Consider the following 22,179-nt stretch of genomic DNA (forward strand, 5'->3'; position numbering starts at 1 on the left):
GTATCTAAACTAATTATATTTAATCTTATCTCTTTTCACTGCCTGCTGATACAAGTCATCTTTCACAGCTCTCATAAATTCTACTTGTTTCAGATTCAACACCATATCTTTTACTTTAGGACGGGCAAACTCATATGGTTCCTGTTGGCCCACCGTACGGAAATCGCTCACATTCAGAAAATAATGAAACGCCGTATCTTCCAATTCGATATGGCGGTTCTTATTCACATAATCCTCTACCTCCGGAACTTTCAGCGGTATCAGATCTAACACATCCGCCATCGGTACCCACTTGTCATAAAAGTATTCATACTTTACAGCATTCTGCAAACTATACTTCTCCAAATGCTCCACTGCATCTTGCGTAGGAGTCTTATACCAACGACGTACTTTGTTTAGTTCCGGTGCAGTGAGGGGTACTTTAATGAACAACCCTTGCATAAGCGGGCGTTCCAATCTGAATAGTTCTTTATTCTTTTCATAATAATCCGTCAACTCCCCTTCTGATATCTCATTCGAGAGCCTTTGATGAATCAACGCTTGTTGATAAGTGTGCATTATCAATGCCTTGCGATAGTTCTCCACTAATTTTTCTATTTCCCCGTTATCAGGGATATTGCTTTGAGCTTTCTCGTACAGCAAGATATCTTCCACCCAGTTGCGGATATAATGTTCAGCAAACAGCAAACTATCATCTTTCGACAATCTTGCCGGAAGTGCAGATTGCAAATCTTCCTGATAAAGGAAATTGCCGTCCAGCTCCACCAATGGCGTCTTACCTTTATGGTCGTGCTGCTCGCTACAAGCCACACAGAAAAGGATGGATAGGATTCCCAGAAAGATTATTCGCATTACCGATTGATATTTACTTTATTTCAAGCTACGAAGATAGCGGTTTAATCGGTTGCATCAGTGCTTATTAACGGTTTTTAAAACCTCTTGGTTTATTTCAACCTTAGAAGCTGCCCGCAATCGTGCTACCCAACGCTCTTCCAAGTAATTCTGATAATCACCGGCAAGCAGTCCACGCACCTCCTGATAACTCTCAGGACCCTTTATTTTCTCACCCAGGAAAGTGGTAAAAGGAAATGACGGTACGGGGTCGGCCTCCCCTTTTTTGAAGATTTCATCATCCACATAGACATTATCTCCAAGAGCAAATAATCCTTGTTCGGCCTGTACTTGCTGTTTTTTGGCATTAAATGTCAACCGGATGGCATCCTGCCACTCTTCTTCCGGCAAAGATTTTAAAAGTTTACGAACCTGTTTCCCTATTCGTTTCGTAGCAGAATGTATCACAATTCCCTTATAATGAGGTTTTTTCCAATAGTAATCCGAACGATGCTTATCAAAGTAAGCAGCCATTCCCACCTCATCCGAAGGCACGCGCTCCCATATTTCCCGGTTACTGATTTCAAACAACAACATACCATCACGATACTCTTGCATAAGCATACGAAACTCCGGATACTTCTGTTCCAAACGACCGTATTCATAGTCAAGCACAGATTTCATGATAAACCCTTTCAACTGACGTTGTATCCCCCGAGAATGGGCAATAGCAAAATTTGCAAACATTTGCCCCGTATATTCTCTGCCACCAAGAGTAAAAAGTTTCTTTTCAGTCTGCCCTTTTGCCAGCAATTCATCCATTCCCGCTTTATCCGGTGTGTATTGATACTCTTTTTTCAACTTCTCTACCAAAGATTCTGTTCCCTTATCCATTCCATAACGGCGGGTCTGGCGACGGATAATTTCATCTTTCACATCCTCGAAAGGCAAAATATCTTTCCGTTCAAGTACTTTGACAATATGAATACCCTGCGGAGTGAAGAAAGGACGGGATATTTCACCCGGTTTCATTTCAAAGACCGTATCTTCAAATTCAGCCGGCATCTGTAGCCAACTTACCCAGAAAGACTTTTTTTCATCAGAAAAGTTACGTACGCAAGCATCAAAATCCGCTTGTCCGTTCTGTAATGCAGTATAAAGAGAATCCATGTGGGTTTCAGTAGTACGGAGTAAATGACTGGTAGCTGTCTGAGGCAGGGATTTAAAGATATGACTAACCCGTACTTGTCCCGCACGCTGATTGGCTTTCATCTTGTCATATACTTGCCGCGCGGCAAGTTCTGATACGGTTCCATCTGTTAAATAAGTCTTTGACAACTGACGACGATAACCTTCCAGTTCTTCACGGAAAGCACGGGTAGTATCCAATCCTATAGCCTCAGCTGCAGCAACCTTCAGCTTAAAGCTTACAAATAAATCAACATATTCGTTCAATGTTTTCCGCTCTATACCGAAAAGAGCATTATTCTTATTATAGATATATTCAAACTCTGAACGGAGAATATCTTTCCCGTTAATACGCATCAGCACAGGGTCTTGCTGAGCAAAAGCTGTCCATCCCAGACAAAGGAGAATTATTATCAATCCACTTCTTATCATAACTATCTTCTTTTGAAAAAGAACAATGTAATAACGGGGAAACATCTTTTATATTGTTTGCCTTCAACGGCTTTCTTTAAACACATCATCTGCCTACCTCAAACGGATGATCTATTTACCTCAAACAAATGGCCTGTTTATACCGAATAGACCATGTATTTTTAGAAATTAAAATACCCGGAAAGAAACTGCTCCTTTCCGGGTATTCTTATCTAACTTGCCTATACTTTTATTCGGGACGACTGTAATTCGGAGCCTCGCTCGTAATCGCTACATCGTGCGGATGACTTTCGAGTACACCTGCATTGGTAATGCGGGTAAACTTGGCATTGTGCAACTGCTCGATATTACCTGCACCACAGTAACCCATACCAGCACGCAGACCACCTACCAACTGGAAGATTACTTCATACAAAGTTCCTTTATAAGGAACACGAGCAGCGATACCTTCGGGTACCAACTTTTTCACGTCATTGGTTCCGCTCTGGAAATAACGGTCCTTTGAACCATTTTCCATTGCCTCCAACGAGCCCATACCACGATACGACTTGAATTTACGTCCATTGAAGATAATCGTATCACCCGGAGATTCTTCCGTTCCGGCAACCAGCGAACCGATCATTACACTATAGCCTCCGGCAGCCAAAGCCTTCACAACATCTCCTGAGTAACGCAATCCACCGTCAGCAATCAAAGGAATACCTGTTCCCTTCAATGCCTTAGCAACATCATATACAGCAGACAACTGAGGAACACCCACACCTGCTACAACACGAGTAGTACAAATAGACCCCGGACCGATACCTACTTTCACACCATCAGCACCAGCTTCTACCAATGCCTTTGCAGCCTCTCCGGTAGCAATGTTACCTACTACAATATCAATATTCGGGAAACGCTTCTTTGCTTCTTTCAATTTCTCTATCACATAGATGGAATGTCCGTGAGCAGTATCGATAACGATAGCATCGGCACCGGCATCCACCAAAGCTTGCATACGGTCGAGGGTATCAGCAGTTACTCCCACTCCGGCAGCTACACGCAAACGGCCTTTAGAGTCTTTGCAAGCCATCGGTTTATCTTTAGCTTTCGTAATATCTTTATAAGTAATCAGTCCTACCAGCTTACCTTCTTTATCCACAACCGGCAATTTCTCAATTCTGTGTTCCTGCAAAATCTGAGAAACAGCTTCCATATCGGTAGTCGGATTTGTAGTAATGATATTTTCTTTTGTCATCACTTCATCGATATGCTTATTCATATCTCTTACGAAGCGAAGGTCACGATTAGTAACAATTCCTACCAAATATCTTTCATCATCTACTACTGGAATACCACCGATTCTGTATTCTGCCATCAATGCCAATGCATCTCCTACAGTAGAACCTCTCTTAATGGTTACCGGATCATAAATCATACCATTTTCAGCGCGCTTCACAATGGCAACCTGACGTGCCTGTTCCTCAATGGACATATTCTTATGAATAACGCCGATACCACCTTCACGTGCAATGGCAATAGCCATTTTCGCTTCAGTAACCGTGTCCATAGCGGCCGTTACAAACGGAATTTTCAACTCAATGTTTTTAGAAAACTTTGTCGAGAGTTCGACAGTTTTAGGGAGTACTTCAGAGTAAGCGGGGATTAACAAAACGTCGTCATAAGTTAATCCATCCATTACAATCTTATCAGCAATAAATGACATAGGGCTATGCGTTTAAAATTTATTGCGTGCAAATATACGGTTTTTATTCCATTCCGTATATCTGCACGCAATATTTTTTTCTTTTTTTAAACCAACAGCCAAGGGTTAATTCGCCATTTCAGAAATGAACTTGATGCGAACCAAACGTACTTCTTCTTCCGTGAAATCATCTCCCAACTCATCGAGGGCATCATCAACTTTGTCTGTGGTGGATTCTTTATAATAATCATAGATATCCAGCATATGGTCTTCGTCCATAATCTCATCCAGGAAGTAGTCGATATTCAATTTCGTACCGGAATAAACGATAGCCTCTATTTCGTCCAGCAAATCACTGAACTCGATACCTTTGGAAAGAGCGATATCATCCAATGCCACTTTCCGGTCTATAGACTGAATAATAGAAACCTTCAGTTTTGACTTATTGGCAACCGTACGGACACGTAAATCTTCCGGACGTTCGATCTCATTCTCTTCACAATGCCGCTTAATGAGTTTACAGAACTCTTCACCATAACGTTTCGCCTTACCGGCTCCTACGCCAGGAATATTCTGCAGTTCGTCCAATGTCACCGGATAAATGGTAGCCATGGCTTCCAACGAAGGATCCTGGAATATAACGTATGGCGGCACTTCCAACTTCTTAGAGAGCTTCTTGCGCAAATCCTTCAGCATGGAATAAAGAGCCGGATCGACAGCGCAAGAACCACCTCCCCGTGCCGGAGCTTCTTCTTCCACTTCTTCGAAATCATTATCTTCGGTTATCTTAAATGACTTAGGATGTTTCAGGAATTTCTTTCCGGCATCCGTCACCTTCAACAAACCGTAATTTTCCACATCTTTGCTCAGGTAACCGGCAATCAACGCTTGACGAATGACAGCATTCCATGTCTTGTCCTCTTCGCCCATGCCAGAACCGAAAGCTTCCAGATCTTCATGCAGGTGCGCTTGTACTTCGGTAGTTTCGCGTCCTTGTATAATGTCAATAATATAATCTGCTTTAAAATTCTCTTTCACCGCGAGAATAGCCTCTATCACGGTACATAATAATTCTTGAGCCTCCACTTGTTTTTTCGGGTTTAAACAGTTGTCACAATTTCCACAGTTCTCTTCCAAATACTCTTCGCCGAAGTAATGCAACAGCGTCTTTCGGCGGCATACAGAAGATTCGGCATAAGCAGCAGTTTCCAACAGAAGCTGTTTGCCTATTTCCTGTTCTGCTACAGGTTTGCCTTGCATGAACTTTTCCAGTTTCTGCAAGTCTTTATTGGTATAAAAGGTAATGCACTGTCCTTCACCCCCGTCTCTTCCGGCACGTCCTGTTTCCTGATAATATCCTTCCAGACTTTTCGGAATGTCATAGTGAATGACATAACGTACATCGGGCTTATCAATACCCATACCGAAAGCAATGGTTGCCACAATCACATCTATTTTCTCCATCAAGAAGTCATCTTGATTTTGCGTACGTGTTGCAGAATCCATGCCTGCATGGTAAGCGCGGGCATTGATGCCGTTTGCCTGCAGAATCTCAGCAAGTTCCTCTACTTTCTTCCGGCTCAGGCAATAAATAATACCTGATTTTTCCGAGTTATTCTTGATAAACTTGATGATATCTCTATCTATATTATTAGTCTTGGGACGTACCTCATAATAGAGGTTCGGACGATTGAACGAAGACTTGAACACCTCTGCATCCACCATACCCAGATTTTTCTGAATATCGTGCTGCACCTTAGGAGTAGCAGTCGCCGTCAAAGCAATCACCGGAGCTTTTCCGATTTCATTGATAATAGGACGGATACGCCGGTATTCCGGACGGAAATCATGTCCCCACTCGGAGATACAATGTGCTTCATCTACAGCATAGAAGGATATCTTCACTGTCTTCAGAAACTCCACGTTTTCCTCTTTCGTCAGCGATTCAGGAGCCACATACAGCAACTTCGTCTTACCACTGAGGATATCAGACTTTACCTGATCTATCGCGCCTTTATTAAGGGAAGAGTTTATAAAATGGGCAATACCATCTTCTTCACTGAAGTTGCGCATCGCATCGACCTGGTTCTTCATTAGAGCAATCAGAGGAGAAATCACAATACCCGTGCCTTCCATCATTAATGAAGGTAACTGGTAACATAATGATTTGCCACCGCCTGTAGGCATCAGCACGAATGTATCGTTGCCTGCTAACAGGTTTTGTATGATAGCTTCCTGATTCCCTTTAAACGTGTCAAATCCGAAGTATTTCTTCAGCTGGTCTGTCAAATTAATCTTCTTCCCTGCCATGATTCATTAGGTTGTTTTTTGAGTGATTGTTCAACATCTCGTTTAGCCATTCTTTTTTAATAAGAACTCTAACAAAGTTATAAACAACTTCTTAATTTTCAAGCATAATCCAATGAATATTTTTCAATAAAAAACAAAAAAGTCAGTTTTGCACATCCTTATCATTTGATTTTAAGCAGTTTGCAGTCTTGCAATGTTTGCTTTTTCAAGTTGTTGTTTTGCGTAATCCAACGTCACAACAAAGGTATCTTTGTGCTCAGAAGGGATTTCGAACATAGCATCCATCATTATGGTCTCCACAATAGATCGCAATCCACGGGCTCCCAATTTGTATTCCACAGCCTTATCGACTATGTATTCAAAAACCTCATCTTCGAACTTCAATTCCACTTTATCCATCTCGAACAGCTTTACATACTGTTTGATAATAGAGTTCTTGGGTTCAGTCAGGATGGAGCGCAAAGCAGCACGGTCCAATGGATTAAGATAAGTCAACACCGGCAGACGACCGATGATTTCAGGTATCAAACCGAATGACTTCAAATCCTGCGGAGCGATATATTGCATCATATTGCTCTTATCGATCACCGCAGTATTACGCACTGCACTATAACCCACCACATGCGTATTCAGTCGTTGAGCTATTTTCTTCTCAATGCCATCGAATGCACCGCCGCAAATGAAAAGGATATTCTTCGTGTTCACCGGAATCATCTTCTGGTCGGGGTGTTTACGTCCACCCTGAGGCGGTACGTTCACCACTGAGCCTTCCAACAATTTCAGTAAACCTTGCTGTACACCTTCTCCACTCACATCACGAGTGATGGAAGGATTATCACCCTTACGGGCTATTTTATCAATTTCATCAATGAACACAATGCCTTGTTCTGCTTCGGGAACATTATAATCTGCCACCTGCAGCAGGCGAGTCAGAATACTTTCAATATCCTCACCTACGTATCCTGCCTCGGTAAGCACCGTGGCATCCACAATCGTAAAAGGAACATGAAGCAGTTTGGCAATAGTACGCGCCAGCAGGGTCTTTCCCGTACCAGTACTTCCTACCATAATAATGTTGGACTTTTCAATTTCCACATCATCACCGCCGTCCTTTTGCAACAGGCGCTTATAGTGATTGTATACCGACACGGAAAGGAAACGCTTGGCATCGTCCTGTCCAATGACATATTGATCAAGGAATTCTTTTATTTCTAAAGGTTTCGGAAGTTCTCTCAGGTTCAGTTTTGTTGCAGCGCCACCTCTTTTTGCTCCACCCAATGCCTCCTGAGTAATCTCATAGGCCTGAGTAGCACAACTATCACAGATGAAACCGTTCATTCCTGTTATCAGGAATCCGACTTCATCTTCCATACGCCCACAAAAACTACACCTTCCTTTGTTTCTTTTTGAGTCTGCCATATTTATTTTTTAATCAACACTTCATCTACCATACCATACTCTTTGGCTTCCTGTGCCGTCATCCAGTAGTCACGGTCAGAGTCTGCCCAAACTTTATCAAAAGGAGTATGAGAGTGATCAGCAATGATAGTATACAGTTCTTTCTTCAGTTTTTGTATTTCACGGGCTGTGATTTCAATATCTGAAGCCTGCCCCTGCGCACCGCCCATCGGCTGATGTATCATTACACGCGAATGAGTCAGTGCCGAACGCTTACCCTCAGCACCTGCCACCAGCAACACTGCAGCCATACTTGCCGCCATACCGGTACAGATAGTTGCTACGTCACTTGTAATAAACTGCATTGTATCATAAATACCCAATCCTGCATATACAGAACCACCCGGTGAATTGATATAAATAGAGATATCTTTACCCGGATCTACCGAGTCCAGATAAAGTAACTGCGCCTGTAAAGTATTGGCGGTATAATCGTCAACTTGCGTACCAAGGAAAATGATGCGATCCATCATCAAGCGGGAGAAAACGTCCAACTGTGTTACATTAAGCTGACGCTCTTCCAGGATATAAGGATTTAAATACCCGGCTTGTGATTTAATCACATCGTCCAACACCAAACTATTCATTCCTAAATGCTTGGTAGCGTATTTTCTAAAATCATCCATATTACTTTCTTTATTTAGGTTTAGTAAATTGAAATGCAAAGAAACAAAAAAGAACACAGAGACACAAAAAAACACAGAGTTATATACTATAAAACTCTGTGTTTCTTAATGTTTTTAAACTGTTTTCAGAATAAAAAAGCTTATTCAAACATCTTGTTGAATTCTTCTGCAGAAATTGTTTTGTTATTCAGCTTCACCTGAGACTTCAAAGCAGAAGCCAATTTGGTTTCAACAACGCGGTTCACCAAACCTTCCACACTTTCTTTCTTCTTCAGCATTTCCTTTGCATAGTTTTCCAGAAGATCTTCGGGAACGCTCATCATACCATATTGTGCAAACTGAGCACGAGTAGCTTCCTTAGCCATATTGACTACATCTTCCTGTTCAACTTTAATATCATTTGCCTTCACCAACTGTTCCTTGATCAGGTGCCATGTCAGTTCTTCAATGCTCTTATCATAGTTGTCATCAACGAACTTTTCGTCTTTATCCTGGTTGTTCATGCGCATGATGCGTTTCAGCAATGCATCCGGGAATTCCAGTTTACCAACCTTTTCCATCAACATCTTACGAACATCAATCAGGAATTTATAATCGCTGTCTGCTACGAACTGATTGGCAATTACTTCTTTTATTTTAACGCGGAATTCTTCTTCAGTCTTCACTACGTCTTTACCACATACCTGGTCAAAGATTTCCTGAGTCAGTTCTCCTTCTACGAAACGAGTAACCTCTTCTACCTGATAGCTGAAGTTAGACTTCATTTCAGCAGCCTCTTCCTTGTCAATCTTCAACAGAGAAGACAGTTCGGCAGCATTACCTTCCCATGCAGTGTGAGGATTGAATACAAGTACATCGTTTACCTTTGCATTGGCGAAAATAGCTTTTTGCTCATCGTTCTTCATATAAGACGGCATCATTACAGCACCTTCTACTTGGATACCACCTTCTTTGGTATTGCCGTTTTCGTCCAACTCAGCCAACAGACCTTTCAGCATATCCTTATCTTCGTAAACGTCTACTTTCTCGTACTTACCGTTACGTTGTGTATAAGCTTTCACCTGATTGTTTACCATATCTTCGGTAACGTCAATCAAATAGTAGTCTACTTTATCTTTAGCGTCTACTTCAGCCTTGAATTCAGGTGCCAAAGCAATATCAAACAGGAATTCGAATTCTTCCATAGTATCGAAGTCGATCTCCGGTTGCTTGTCTTCGTTTGGCAACGGTTCGCCGAGGATAGATACATTATTATCTTGAATATACTTATATACAGCTTCTGAAAGTGCCTTGTTCACTTCTTCGGCAATAACAGATTTACCATACATTTTCTTCACCAAGCTCATCGGAACCATACCCGGACGGAACCCCGGAACTTGAGCTTTCTGACGAAGACTTTTCAATGATTTATCAACTTTTTCCTGATAATCGGCTTTCTCAAGCTTTACAGTAAGCAGAGCGCTTACTTTGTCAATGTTTTGTAATGAAACGTTCATTCTGACAATTATTTATTTGATTTATACTTTATTCCAATCTCAAATGAGGGTGCAAAATTAGCGTTATTCTTTCAATTATCAAAAAAACATAGCTGAATTATTTCTTTATAACAGAAGGAGAGCTTATTTGTATTAAACGATCCTCGGTGTATTCTTTAAAGAAAGGCTTGCCAACATGGGGGTGTAAGTAACACTTACATCCGGGTGTTAGTAATACCAACATGGGGATGTTGGGAGTGCTGACACCCGGGTGTTGGTAAGCATATCTTTTAAGATTAATAGGGTTATCTTTATAAAACACAGCCGACAAATAGTAATCATATAAGGAACTTATATATATATCCGAAAGAAAAAGCAAAAAAAACAGATAGAAAATATTGCTAATCCGAAATTATTCTGTTTCTTTGTTGCAGAATGGTGATGTACTATTTGTTTAGATTTTCATTGCATGGTTTTTACTTCCGTTTGTATTAAAACGCTTTTGTAAACTCTCTGTTGTTGTAATCCTTTTATTATAGTCACTATTCTAAGAGAGTTTTATTCATTTATTTATTTTACATTTTCATTATGAACATTTACGTAGGAAACCTTAACTACAAAGTTAGGGAGTCAGACCTGCAAAAGGTCATGGAAGATTACGGTGCTGTAACCGAAGTCAAATTCATCAAGGATCGCGAAACAGGCCGTTTCAGAGGCATCGCATTCGTAGAAATGGAAGATGCAGCTGCTGCAGCTAAAGCGATTGAAGAACTCGACGGAGCTGAATATTTCGGCCGCAACATGGTAGTTAAAGAAGCAAGACCTCCGAAATACTAATATAAAGGAGAAAGAAAACAAGACCGCCTGCTCACTCTTAAAAAAGAGGGCAGGCGGTCTTTGTTTTACCACTATCATTATTTCATAAAATCCTTGCGACGAAGCACAAAGCTATTACTCAGATACTTTTCACGTACGATTTTGTTTTCAGCCAACTCTTCCGGCGTTCCCTGGAACAAGATTTTCCCTTCGAACAACAGATAAGCACGGTCGGTAATACTTAATGTTTCCTGCACGTTATGGTCAGTAATCAGGATACCGATATTCTTATCCTTCAATTTCCATACGATTTGCTGAATATCTTCCACAGCAATCGGGTCAACTCCCGCAAAAGGTTCGTCGAGCATGATAAACTTAGGGTCGATAGCAAGACAACGGGCAATCTCCGTACGACGGCGCTCACCACCCGAAAGTTGGTTACCTTTATTTTTACGCACTTTCTGCAAACGAAATTCCGCAATCAGGCTTTCCAGTTTTTCCTTCTGATATTCCAGAGGTTTATCCGTCATTTCCAGCACAGAAGCAATATTGTCTTCCACACTCATCTGGCGGAATACAGATGCTTCCTGCGCCAAATATCCAATACCGGTTTGCGCACGCTTATACACCGGATATTTCGTAATATCTAAGTCATCCAAAAAGATGCGCCCCTCATTCGGTGTAATCAGTCCCACGGTCATATAGAATGAAGTCGTCTTACCGGCACCGTTAGGTCCCAGCAAACCAACAATTTCTCCCTGCTTCACATCTATGGAAACATGGCTTACTACTGTACGTTTACCGTACTTTTTCACCAGGTCCTCGGTGCGAAGCACCATTTTGCTTTCTTCCATATTCTTTTCAGTTACAAGCTACAAAAGCTACGAGCTACAAGAGACCTACCACACAACCTTCTTTTTACTTGTAGCTTGTAGCCTGTAGCTCACACATTTTGCCGCAAATGTAGCAATTATCAGCTGAAAATGGGCTATATTTGCAGACAAAATAGTTAAGAGTCATGATAAAAGCACTTAAAACTGTCGGAAGATACATCATGTTGATGGGGCGTACTTTTGCCCGCCCGGAGCGTATGCGTATGTTCTTCCGCCAATACCTCAATGAGATGGGGCAACTCGGCGTGAACTCTATCGGCATTGTGTTGCTGATTTCGTTCTTCATCGGCGCTGTTATCACCATACAAATCAAACTGAACATCGAGAGCCCTTTTATGCCACGTTGGACAGTAGGTTATGTGACACGTGAAATTATGTTGCTGGAATTCTCTTCCTCAATCATGTGTCTGATATTAGCAGGAAAAGTAGGTTCCAATATAGCCTCTGAGTTGGGAACCATGCGAGTAACCCAACAAATCGATGCATTGGAAATCATGGGAGTCAATTCAGCTAATTACCTGATCCTTCCCAAGATTTGCGCCATGGTGACTACCATTCCTTTCTTGGTAACGTTCAGCATCTTTGCCGGCATCATCGGAGCCTTTGCCACGTGTTGGTTCGGTGGCATCATGTCGGCAGTAGACCTGGAATACGGTTTGCAATATATGTTCGTAGAGTGGTTTATCTGGTGTGGTATCATTAAATCATTGTTCTTCGCTTTCATCATCGCCAGTGTATCAGCCTTTTTCGGTTATACCGTCGAGGGTGGCTCTATAGAGGTAGGCAAGGCCTCTACAGACTCCGTGGTATGTAGCAGCGTACTTATCTTATTTGCCGACTTAATATTAACTAAACTCTTAATGGGATGATCGAACTGAAAGGACTTTGGAAATCATTTGAAGGCAGAGATGTATTAAAGGATATCAATGCCACTTTTGAAAACGGGAAAACCAACCTCATCATCGGACAGAGTGGTTCGGGAAAAACCGTATTGATGAAGTGTATCGTTGGATTGCTCACACCGGAACGGGGTGAATTATTATACGACAACCGTAATTTCCTTGCCATGGGGAAGAATGAGAAGAAAGCATTGCGCCGCGAAATGGGAATGATATTCCAAAGTGCGGCATTGTTTGACTCCATGACGGTGCTGGACAATGTAATGTTTCCTTTAAACATGTTCAGTAACGATACATTCCGCGACCGTACCCGCCGTGCCATGTTCTGTCTGGATCGCGTAAACCTGGCAGAAGCAAAAGATAAATTTCCGGGTGAAATCAGTGGTGGTATGCAAAAACGTGTTGCTATTGCCCGGGCCATTGCTTTAAATCCGCAATACCTGTTCTGCGACGAACCGAACTCCGGATTAGATCCAAAGACTTCATTGGTAATCGATGAGCTGGTACACGATATCACCCATGAATATAATATGACTACTCTCATCAACACCCACGACATGAACTCTGTAATGGGTATCGGTGAAAAAATTATCTATATCTACGACGGATACAAGGAGTGGGAAGGCAGTAAAGACGACATCTTCACTTCCAGTAATAAGAAACTCAACGATTTTATTTTTGCATCCGACCTCTTCCGGAAGGTAAAGGAAGTGGAAGTTCAGAATATAGAAGGATAAGATTCTAAAATTTAGCAATCTCCTATAAATAGGACGTCCGGAAAAACATCCGGACGTCCTTTTCCTCATAAAACCAGTTAATAGAATTGACATATATCCTCACGATATACTTTGATTGCCCTTATATCTTCATGAGAAAACATGAAGAACAACTTCAATTACGGCAACAAAGATAGCCAAAAGATACTAATAAAAAATCACGGAAAACCGTTACATTCTGAATTTTCCGTAAATCATTCCAGCGTAATCCATCCTTGCGCAACAGCTTTGACCACCATATCTATAGCATTCTTTGCTCCAAACTTGCTAATAAGCCTTTTACGAAATGTTTCCACAGTATTCTCTGAAATTTTCAATAAATCAGCAATTTCATGGGTATTCATTCCTTTAGCCACAGCCTCCAACACATCACGCTCCCTACGGGTAGGCGCATCCTTAGGCCGCAAACCTGCCGATGCAGAATTCAGCTTCTGCGAGATAGCAGCAAACCGTGGACAAGTATACGCTTCTCCCCTCAACACACAACGAATAGCTGCCATTAATTCCGTAGAGGCCGAAGATTTCAGAATAACAGCATTCACTCCGCACTGTACCAGCCTGTTAGCCATCCATATTTCTTCGTGCATTGTATTCACAATAATCTTTGCCAGGTCATTCATTTCACGGATTTTAGCAATCAACTCAAATCCGGACATATCAGGAATACTGACATCCAGAATATATATATCATAATCTCGTCTTTCAATCAATTCTGCAGCTTGCAATCCTGAAGTTACAGCATCCGCCACAGTTACTTCCGGCATCTTATTCACCACTTTACAAATACCTTCCAGAATCAGATTATGATCATCCACTACCAATAATTCCGCTTTCACATTCTTTTCCATCGTTCGATTAGATTAATACGTTAATTTTCAAACGGGTTCCTTCCCCAGGAGAAGAGACCAGTTCAACTTCAGCACCTATGGTCTCCGCTCGCTGCCAGATAGTCCGTAAACCGATACCCTTAGTTTTCTTGCTCATATCAAACCCTTTTCCGTCGTCTGCTACAAGTATGGAAAGGTCATTATTTTCCAGAACTAGCCCTACCTGTATACAGGCTGAGCCGGCATATTTCACTGCATTGCTCACTGCTTCCTGAACAATGCGATAACATTCAAAACAGATTGATTTAGGCACTACATTCCAATCTACACCTACCGTAGAATGATATTCCGCATGCATACCTTCCGGCAATAATAAGTGCAAAACATAGTCGGCAAGCAGTTCATCGAGTGTAGCATACTGGAAAACCGGTGGCATCAGTTCATGAGAAAGTTTTCTCAACCTTTCCCTGGTATTATTCAATAAATCCAGTTGCTTATCCATATCAGATCCTTCTTCAGTAGAAATAGTGCGAATATTCATTTCAAGCGCAAGCAAATTATTGCATACATCATCATGCAATTCAGTTGCCATACGCTCCCGTTCACTCTCCAAACCATCAATGTATTTTCGCGTTAAGCGCTGTTCAGTTTCTTTCTGGAGTTCCAGGAATTCACGTTCTTTTTCACAAGCTGCATTTGCCAGCAAAGCAATCCTTGCCCGCTGACGCTGGCGTGCATAAAGTGAACCCAGTAACAAAATACCCAGTAAAGAGATCACCGAACCTACAATAATACGGTGACGCAACATATATGTCTCCTGTTCCAACTGTTCACGCCTCAGACTTACAAGCTCCAACTCCTTCTCTTTGGTCCGATACTTCACGGAATATTCGGACAACTGGTCAGTCTCTTCCGTCTGGAACACAGAATCACGAAGTACATAAGCCTGCGTCATATAGTTATAAGCCAAAGACAGATTATTCACAGCTAGATAACATTCCGATAATTTCTTGTAATGCTCATAATCACGCGTATCTTTATATCCGCTACGGAGCATATCAACTATCTTGCGATAATAAACAATAGCATCCGCATAGTTCTTACTTTCCTGCAACAATGCAGCTTTTGCCTGGTAATACTTGAAACGCTCTATATCAGTCTGCATCTCATGTGCCAATTTATCCAACTTCTGCAAGTACTGCATCGCCATACCCAGATTTCCATCCAACCGGTGGGCATTCACCAAATAATTATAAGCATTACATAGCTGCCTTCTGTCATTCACCTGCTCCAAAAAAGGAATAGCTTTCAGTAATGTGTCAATGCCCTCTGTACGCATTTTCTCCATTCGCACCAAGATGGCACCCAAATTAACATAACACGTACCTATCCTCCGTTTATTATCCGTCTTCAATGCATATTTCAAAGCCTTTTCGGAGAAGGAAATAGCATCTTCCGGTCGATCCCAGTCACAATAAGCCGTCGCTATATTTCCATATATAAAAGCGACCGTGTTGTAATTACCACACAATTCACACAAGTGGAGCGCTTCTTCAAAGTTAGCGATACAATCCTCCAGATTCTTTTTCCGACGATAGATAGTGCCCAACTGATTCAGGTTTTCAATCAACATAGCTGTATCTTTATCGGCAGCAGAGCGCTCACTGGCACGAATGGTATAAACTAAGGCCGAATCCGTCTGCCCTTCGAAAAGAAAAGAACTGGCGTAATTCGTCAATATGGTGCGGCATGCCTCCTCCGCACCCGGCAAACCTTCACCGGCTAGCAACCCTTTATGAAAATAATAACGTGCAGAGTCATAGCGGGCATCCGCATTACAATAATATCCCATATCACAGCAAGCCTGGGCTATTGTAAATCTCAATCCAGCCTTTTCAGCCAAGCCAATGGCTTTCCTTTTCAGAGCGTATCCCTGCTCGAAGTCGCCTTTAATGAAGTAACCTTCACTTGCCCAGATGTAGTATTCGATAAATATTTCCGGCTTCCCAGTGTCTATGGCCAGTTGATGAATAGAATCGGCGTATGCAAGAAGTAAATCAGGATCTTCTTCTGTCTGATAAAGGAGTTTACAGACCTTGACATAGCTATCCAGGTTTCTGTTTTGAGCTGCCTCTTGTTGTAATGCACGTAAATCTGACTTGCCCTCTGCCCACAGCACACCTATAGAGAGAAGCAAGCAGCATCCCAATACCCACCTGTAACGTTTCATCTAATCCTTTTTTATGTTGTCAGAGCAAAAATAAATATTATATTCATATTAACCTATTTTTTATTTACATTTCCCTGATAAGCTACAAAAAAACCGCCTGATTTATAACTAAATCGGGCGGTTTCATACCAATATCTCAGTAATCGGTTTATCTACTTTTGACGGATATAAATATTTATCGGAGTTCCTGTCAGGTTCCACTTTTCACGCATCTTGTTTTCCAAGAAACGTTTATATGGCTCTTTCACGTACTGCGGCAGATTAGCGAAGTAAACAAAAGAAGGCACCTGTGTATTCGGCAACTGCGTAATATATTTAATCTTGATATACTTGCCTTTGGTTGCAGGAGGCGGATATGCCTCAATCAGCGGCAGCATTTCCTCGTTCAAACGGGCAGTCGGAATACGCGTCATACGATTATCATATACACTGCGTGCTTCCTCCAGCACTTTCAGAATACGTTGTTTGGTCAATGCCGAACCAAAGATGATAGGGAAGTCAACGAATGGAGCAAAACGGCTACGGATCGCATCTTCAAAAGTCTTCATCACTTTCACAGTCTTATCCTGTACCAAATCCCACTTATTCACTACTACCACCAGACCTTTGGCATTCTTCTGTATCAGTGAGAATATATTCAAGTCCTGGCTTTCAACACCGCGCGTAGCATCCAGCATCAGAATACACACATCCGCATTCTCAATGGAACGGATGGAGCGGATCACAGAATAATATTCCAGATCCTCATTCACTTTATTCTTTTTACGGATACCGGCAGTATCTACCAGATAGAAATCAAATCCAAACTTATTATAACGGGTATAGATAGAGTCACGTGTTGTACCGGCAATCTCCGTTACAATGTTACGTTCTTCTCCGATAAAAGCATTCACAATAGAAGATTTACCAGCATTTGGGCGTCCCACTACAGCAAAGCGAGGAATATCCTCATCCAGAATCTCATCCGTATCCTTTTTAAATGTACCCACAATCAAGTCCATCATATCTCCTGTACCGCTACCCGTCATAGCCGAGATGCAGTAAGGATCACCCAGACCCAACTTATAAAATTCGGGAGCATTATATTGTAATTCCCCGTTATCAGTCTTATTGGCAATCAGCAACACCGGCTTTTGAGTTCGGCGCAAAATGGCTGCTACCTGCATATCGAGGTCAGTTACCCCATTCATCACATCTACTACAAACAATATAACGTCTGCTTCGTCCACAGCCATCAGCACCTGCTTGCGTATTTCCTCTTCAAAGATATCGTCAGAGTTCACCACCCATCCGCCGGTATCTACCACGGAGAACTCTTTCCCCAGCCATTCGGACTTACCGTACTGGCGATCTCGTGTTGTTCCTGCTTCTTCGTTCACAATTGCCTGACGTGTTTTGGTCAAGCGATTAAATAAAGTAGACTTTCCCACATTGGGGCGTCCTACGATTGCAACTAAATTTCCCATAGTTCACTCTTCTTGTTTTTGCGACTATCACAGTCGTATGAATACTCTAATCCAGTTGATAGCCAAAATTGCGTAACTCCTTATCCGAACTACGCCAATCCTTATCCACCTTCACAAATGTCTCCAGGAAAATCGTTTTTCCGAAGAACCTCTCTAAATCACGGCGTGCTTCAGTAGCCACTTTTTTCAGTGCCTTACCTTGCTTGCCGATAATAATTCCTTTCTGCGAATCGCGCTCCACATAAATCACAGCGCTGATATGTATCTTCTTCGCATCCTCCTTAAACTGTTCCACCACTACCTCTACCGAGTAAGGTATCTCCTTATCATAGTACAACAAAATTTTCTCTCGGATAATCTCGTTTACAAAGAAACGGGCCGGCTTGTCCGTCCACTGGTCCTTATCAAAGTAAGGCGGTGAATCGGGCAACAGTTCTTTCACCCGCTTCATCACATAATCCACATTGAACTTTGCCGTTGCAGAAATCGGAATAATCTCTGCATTGGGCAATAATGCTTTCCAAGCTTCCACAAGTTCCACCAGTTTCTCCTGGTTCGACAAATCAATCTTGTTGATAAGGAGCAACACCGGTATTTCCATGTGTGCCACTTTCTCCACAAACTCATTATGCTTATCGGGTGTCTCAACCACATCTGTTACATATAGCAACACATCCGCATCTGTCAGAGCCGAAGTAGAGAAATTCAGCATAGACTCCTGCAACTTATACTGTGGCTTCAGCACTCCCGGAGTATCCGAGAATACAATCTGCATATCATCCGTATTATAGATTCCCATGATACGGTGACGGGTTGTCTGCGCCTTGAAAGTAGCAATCGAAATCCGCTCGCCCACCAAGGCGTTCATCAATGTAGATTTACCCACGTTCGGATTTCCCACGATGTTTACAAAACCAGCTTTATGCATCACATTCCTGTATTTTAGTTGAGACAAAAAAACGCATCGAATCGAAGTAGGATGCGTTTTTTTAGTTTATATGTTAGTAACCGTAATTCGTAATCCGTGTAATTATACAGTTACTTTTTTTTTCCGTCGTATCCCCACTTCACGTAAACGGCTCCCCAGGTAAACCCTGCACCGAATGCTGTAAAGATCAGGTTATCGCCTTTTTTCAGTTTATCCTCAAAGTCCCACAGACAGAGCGGAAGCGTACCGGCACTTGTGTTACCATAATGCTCGATATTAATCATAACTTTCTCATGGGGAAGCTCCAGACGGTGAGCTACTGCATCGATAATACGCAGATTGGCCTGGTGAGGAATAATCCAGTCAATATTCTCTTTGGTGAGATTATTTCGTTCTGCAATGGCAGCGCACGCATCCGACATATTCGATACAGCATATTTGAATACTGTACGGCCTTCCTGATAAATGAAGTGCATATGGTTATCCACTGTAAAATAAGAAGGAGGGCATACAGAACCACCTGCTTTCATATGCAAGAAAGGTAATCCCTTACCATCTGTTCTCAAGATAGCGTCCATAACACCTACATCTTCCGTAGTAGGTTCCATCATAACCGCAGCTGCACCATCACCGAAAATCGGACAAGTAGCACGCTCTGTGTAATCTACCATAGACGACATTTTATCAGCGCCTACTAAAATGATCTTCTTATATCTTCCCGAGCGGATAAAGTTAGCTCCTGTTTCCAACAGATACAGAAAACCGCTGCACGCAGCCTGCAAGTCAAAAGCAAAAGCATGTTTTAAACCGAGCTTATCACATAAGATAGAAGCTGTAGAAGGGAAGTGATAATCAGGAGTAGTAGTAGCTACAATCACCAGATCGATATCATCAGGATCAGAACCAGTACGCTGCATCAACTGCTTTGCAGCCTTGCGAGCCATGTACGAAGTACCCAGTCCTTCTTCGTTCAGGATATGTCTTTCCTTTACTCCAATACGGGTCATAATCCATTCATCGTTGGTATCCACCATTCTTGATATCTCTTCATTCGTCAAGATATAATCGGGTACATATCCGCCGACTCCTGTAATTACTGCATTTATTTTTTCCATCAATCCTGCTTAAAGTTAATAAATACCTAAACAACGGTAGTCTAAAAAGGTTTGTGTGTTACAAATCTTTTTAGACATCCGGCATTCAAGTATATTCTTCATCAGGCTGCAAATTAAACAGCAGCTTCTTTCTCGATAGCAAGCTTGCCTCTGTAATATCCGCAAGCACCACACACTGTGTGATATACATGCCATTCGCCACAGTTCGGGCAAATAGCCAATGTAGGAGCTACTGCTTTATCATGAGTTCTTCTCTTTGCAGTTCTTGTTTTAGACTGTCTTCTCTTAGGATGTGCCATTTTTCTTAATCTTTAATTGTTATCTAATATTTTCTTTAATTCATTCCAACGCGGATCAATCTGTGTTTCCTCCGCATCACTCTCCGGCATTGCGTCTTCACCTTCGATAAAGATTTCATCTTCCGCATCATCTTCATCTGCTTTTGTACGCAGATGCTTATGCAATTTGCTGCTGACGGCCTTATTGCATTTTCCGGGAGCATGTACATGCTTCATCGGGATTGCCAACGCAACAAATTCATACATGAACCATGCCACATTGATCTCCCCTTCTTCTTCAGGGATCACAATGAGGTTATCACCTTCTTCAGCATACTCATGACCAAACTTTACCATCAGTTTATCTGTAGAACTAACCGGCTGTTCCATATCGTCCAGGCAGCGGTCACATGGCACCCACACCATACCCTCCGTCTGGAAGTTGAATTCGAAAGCACGAGATGTTTTCTTTACAACCAATGTAACATTAACTTTGCCCTTCTGTACTTCCGGGCCATCAATGTTAGCGAAAAAAAGGTTATCCAGTACAAACTCATACTTACAAGAGTCTGCCTGCATGCCTTTCAAATCTATTTTGTATTTATCAAACTTTCCCAAAGCTTCTTTTATTTATTCGGGCGACAAAGATACAAATAATTATCCTCATAATGTATAAATTAGCCACGAAATATTCATTTTTTAAGCTCTATTCTGAATATCGTCCCTTTATTGATCTCCGATTGCTTTACAAAAATACGCCCCGAATGATATTCCACCACAATCCGGCGTGCCAATGACAAGCCCAATCCCCACCCTCTTTTTTTGGTGGTATAACCGGGAGCAAACACTGTTTCAAAATTCCGTTTGTCAATTCCCTTTCCCGTATCAGCCACATCAATATGCCAAAATCTTGACGTTTCCTGTACTGAAATAGTCAGAGTTCCGACTCCTCCCATTGCATCAATCGCATTCTTGCACAGGTTCTCTATCACCCATTCAAACAAAGCAACATTCAGCCTTACAGGCGGAAGTAAATCAGGCAAATGGGTAATGATCTTCACCTTGTCCGAAGTACGATGGGCAATATAATCCGTCACCCGTTCCAACAGAGCTTTCAAGTCCGCCTCTTCCAACTCCGGAACAGAACCTATCTTCGAGAAACGATTGGCAATCATCTGCAAGCGCTCCACATCTTCCGCCATGGCAGGAATCAGATCATCCTGAGGATATTGCGTCTTCAACAGTTCTGTCCATGCCATTAATGAAGAAATAGGGGTTCCCAACTGATGGGCTGTTTCTTTAGATAATCCCACCCATACCTTATTTTGTTCTGCTTTTTTAGAGCTCAACAGAGCAAAAATAGCAATCAAAACAAAGATAAGTACCACTGCCAACTGTACATAAGGATAAACAGCCAGCCGGGTTAGCATCAGGGAAGGGCCATAATACACATTCAGATAGTCACCACCACCATTCAAGTCAATACGGATGCAGTTCCCTTCATGGCTGAAGTGATTCAGTTTTTCTTTCAGCGAAGCAATTGTATCGGTTGGAGATAGTTCAATATTCCTGTAAGTCTGTACATCTTCATTCTGATCCACTACAATTACCGGAATCGTATGATTGGCATTCAGGACTTTCAGTACCATAGTCAAATCCGTATTTCCATCAGCGGTTTGGAGATTCTTCATTGCTTCGGCCCACACTTCCATACGTACCCGTTCTTCAGCAGATAAATCGCTTATCAGAGAATGGGAAACATACAGGGAAGAGATAGCTATAATCACAGCAATCAATATCAACCAGAACTTTATAGGACGGATTTGCTTTAGCATATATAAATAAGGTGTAAATTTACAACATATAAACGAAAAAACAAAGAGAATATTATCTGGACAGGGGGTATAAATACAAAAAGCCCCCATATCACTCGATATGGAGGCTTTC

At 41.9% G+C, this 22,179-nt stretch carries 19 protein-coding genes; 3 read left to right on the plus strand and 16 right to left on the minus strand.

The window, feature by feature from the left end; all coding sequences use genetic code 11:
* Window positions 1-9 precede the first annotated feature (9 nt).
* The 7 genes from DW182_RS16140 to tig all read right to left on the minus strand — a co-directional run bounded on the left by DW182_RS16140 (window position 10) and on the right by tig (window position 10,025).
* On the minus strand, window positions 10-852 hold the full coding sequence (locus DW182_RS16140; protein WP_118296173.1) for a peptidyl-prolyl cis-trans isomerase: 843 nt from the start codon (window positions 850-852) through the stop codon (window positions 10-12).
* A gap of 57 nt (window positions 853-909) precedes the next feature.
* Entirely contained in the window at window positions 910-2,451 is a 1,542-nt protein-coding gene (locus DW182_RS16145; protein WP_199678599.1) for a peptidylprolyl isomerase, read from the minus strand.
* Between the two features lie 229 nt (window positions 2,452-2,680).
* Complete coding sequence (gene guaB, locus DW182_RS16150) at window positions 2,681-4,156, minus strand: IMP dehydrogenase (RefSeq protein ID WP_044534627.1); 1,476 nt, start codon at window positions 4,154-4,156, stop codon at window positions 2,681-2,683.
* 105 nt (window positions 4,157-4,261) lie between these two features.
* Window positions 4,262-6,445, minus strand: coding sequence for a DNA helicase RecQ (gene recQ, locus DW182_RS16155; RefSeq protein WP_007659553.1), 2,184 nt, complete (start codon window positions 6,443-6,445; stop codon window positions 4,262-4,264).
* Between the two features lie 171 nt (window positions 6,446-6,616).
* Window positions 6,617-7,864: an ATP-dependent Clp protease ATP-binding subunit ClpX gene (gene clpX, locus DW182_RS16160; protein ID WP_044154505.1), complete on the minus strand. Its 1,248-nt coding sequence runs from the start codon at window positions 7,862-7,864 to the stop codon at window positions 6,617-6,619.
* A gap of 2 nt (window positions 7,865-7,866) precedes the next feature.
* A complete protein-coding gene (gene clpP / locus DW182_RS16165) occupies window positions 7,867-8,529 on the minus strand; it encodes an ATP-dependent Clp endopeptidase proteolytic subunit ClpP (RefSeq protein WP_007659551.1) in 663 nt (220 codons plus the stop codon).
* Window positions 8,530-8,669: 140 nt separating this feature from the next.
* Window positions 8,670-10,025, minus strand: coding sequence for a trigger factor (gene tig / locus DW182_RS16170; protein ID WP_118296174.1), 1,356 nt, complete (start codon window positions 10,023-10,025; stop codon window positions 8,670-8,672).
* A gap of 567 nt (window positions 10,026-10,592) precedes the next feature.
* On the opposite strand from tig, the gene DW182_RS16175 reads away from it, so the two are divergent.
* On the plus strand, window positions 10,593-10,841 hold the full coding sequence (locus DW182_RS16175; RefSeq protein ID WP_115503174.1) for an RNA-binding protein: 249 nt from the start codon (window positions 10,593-10,595) through the stop codon (window positions 10,839-10,841).
* A 77-nt stretch (window positions 10,842-10,918) separates the two neighbouring features.
* Here DW182_RS16175 and lptB read toward each other — a convergent pair whose 3' ends face one another.
* On the minus strand, window positions 10,919-11,674 hold the full coding sequence (gene lptB / locus DW182_RS16180) for an LPS export ABC transporter ATP-binding protein (RefSeq protein WP_007218708.1): 756 nt from the start codon (window positions 11,672-11,674) through the stop codon (window positions 10,919-10,921).
* Window positions 11,675-11,838: 164 nt separating this feature from the next.
* On the opposite strand from lptB, the gene DW182_RS16185 reads away from it, so the two are divergent.
* Window positions 11,839-12,582 (plus strand): ABC transporter permease, encoded by a 744-nt coding sequence (locus DW182_RS16185; protein WP_007659548.1) that lies wholly within the window; start codon window positions 11,839-11,841, stop codon window positions 12,580-12,582.
* Window positions 12,579-13,349, plus strand: a complete 771-nt coding sequence (locus DW182_RS16190; protein WP_007659547.1) for an ABC transporter ATP-binding protein — start codon at window positions 12,579-12,581, stop codon at window positions 13,347-13,349. The genes DW182_RS16185 and DW182_RS16190 overlap by 4 nt, the downstream gene beginning before the upstream one ends.
* Window positions 13,350-13,582: 233 nt before the next feature.
* Here DW182_RS16190 and DW182_RS16195 read toward each other — a convergent pair whose 3' ends face one another.
* The 8 genes from DW182_RS16195 to DW182_RS16230 form a co-directional block, all read right to left on the minus strand.
* Entirely contained in the window at window positions 13,583-14,236 is a 654-nt protein-coding gene (locus DW182_RS16195) for a response regulator transcription factor (RefSeq protein ID WP_118296175.1), read from the minus strand.
* A gap of 7 nt (window positions 14,237-14,243) precedes the next feature.
* Window positions 14,244-16,445: a tetratricopeptide repeat-containing sensor histidine kinase gene (locus DW182_RS16200; RefSeq protein WP_118296176.1), complete on the minus strand. Its 2,202-nt coding sequence runs from the start codon at window positions 16,443-16,445 to the stop codon at window positions 14,244-14,246.
* 152 nt (window positions 16,446-16,597) lie between these two features.
* A complete protein-coding gene (gene der / locus DW182_RS16205; RefSeq protein WP_007659544.1) occupies window positions 16,598-17,911 on the minus strand; it encodes a ribosome biogenesis GTPase Der in 1,314 nt (437 codons plus the stop codon).
* 46 nt (window positions 17,912-17,957) lie between these two features.
* A complete protein-coding gene (gene era, locus DW182_RS16210) occupies window positions 17,958-18,839 on the minus strand; it encodes a GTPase Era (protein ID WP_118296177.1) in 882 nt (293 codons plus the stop codon).
* A gap of 110 nt (window positions 18,840-18,949) precedes the next feature.
* The gene (locus tag DW182_RS16215; protein ID WP_118296178.1) at window positions 18,950-19,954 is read right to left on the minus strand and encodes a beta-ketoacyl-ACP synthase III; all 1,005 of its coding nucleotides are present in this window, start codon (window positions 19,952-19,954) and stop codon (window positions 18,950-18,952) included.
* Between the two features lie 113 nt (window positions 19,955-20,067).
* Window positions 20,068-20,253 carry a 50S ribosomal protein L32 gene (gene rpmF / locus DW182_RS16220; protein WP_002562387.1) on the minus strand — a complete coding sequence of 62 codons (186 nt, stop codon included), beginning with the start codon at window positions 20,251-20,253 and terminating at the stop codon, window positions 20,068-20,070.
* A 12-nt stretch (window positions 20,254-20,265) separates the two neighbouring features.
* The gene (locus DW182_RS16225; protein ID WP_007659541.1) at window positions 20,266-20,850 is read right to left on the minus strand and encodes a DUF177 domain-containing protein; all 585 of its coding nucleotides are present in this window, start codon (window positions 20,848-20,850) and stop codon (window positions 20,266-20,268) included.
* A gap of 74 nt (window positions 20,851-20,924) precedes the next feature.
* Window positions 20,925-22,067, minus strand: coding sequence for a HAMP domain-containing sensor histidine kinase (locus DW182_RS16230; RefSeq protein ID WP_118296179.1), 1,143 nt, complete (start codon window positions 22,065-22,067; stop codon window positions 20,925-20,927).
* Window positions 22,068-22,179 lie beyond the last annotated feature (112 nt).

This window comes from Bacteroides sp. AM16-24 (assembly GCF_003471885.1).
In the GTDB taxonomy this organism is placed as follows: Bacteria; Bacteroidota; Bacteroidia; order Bacteroidales; family Bacteroidaceae; genus Bacteroides.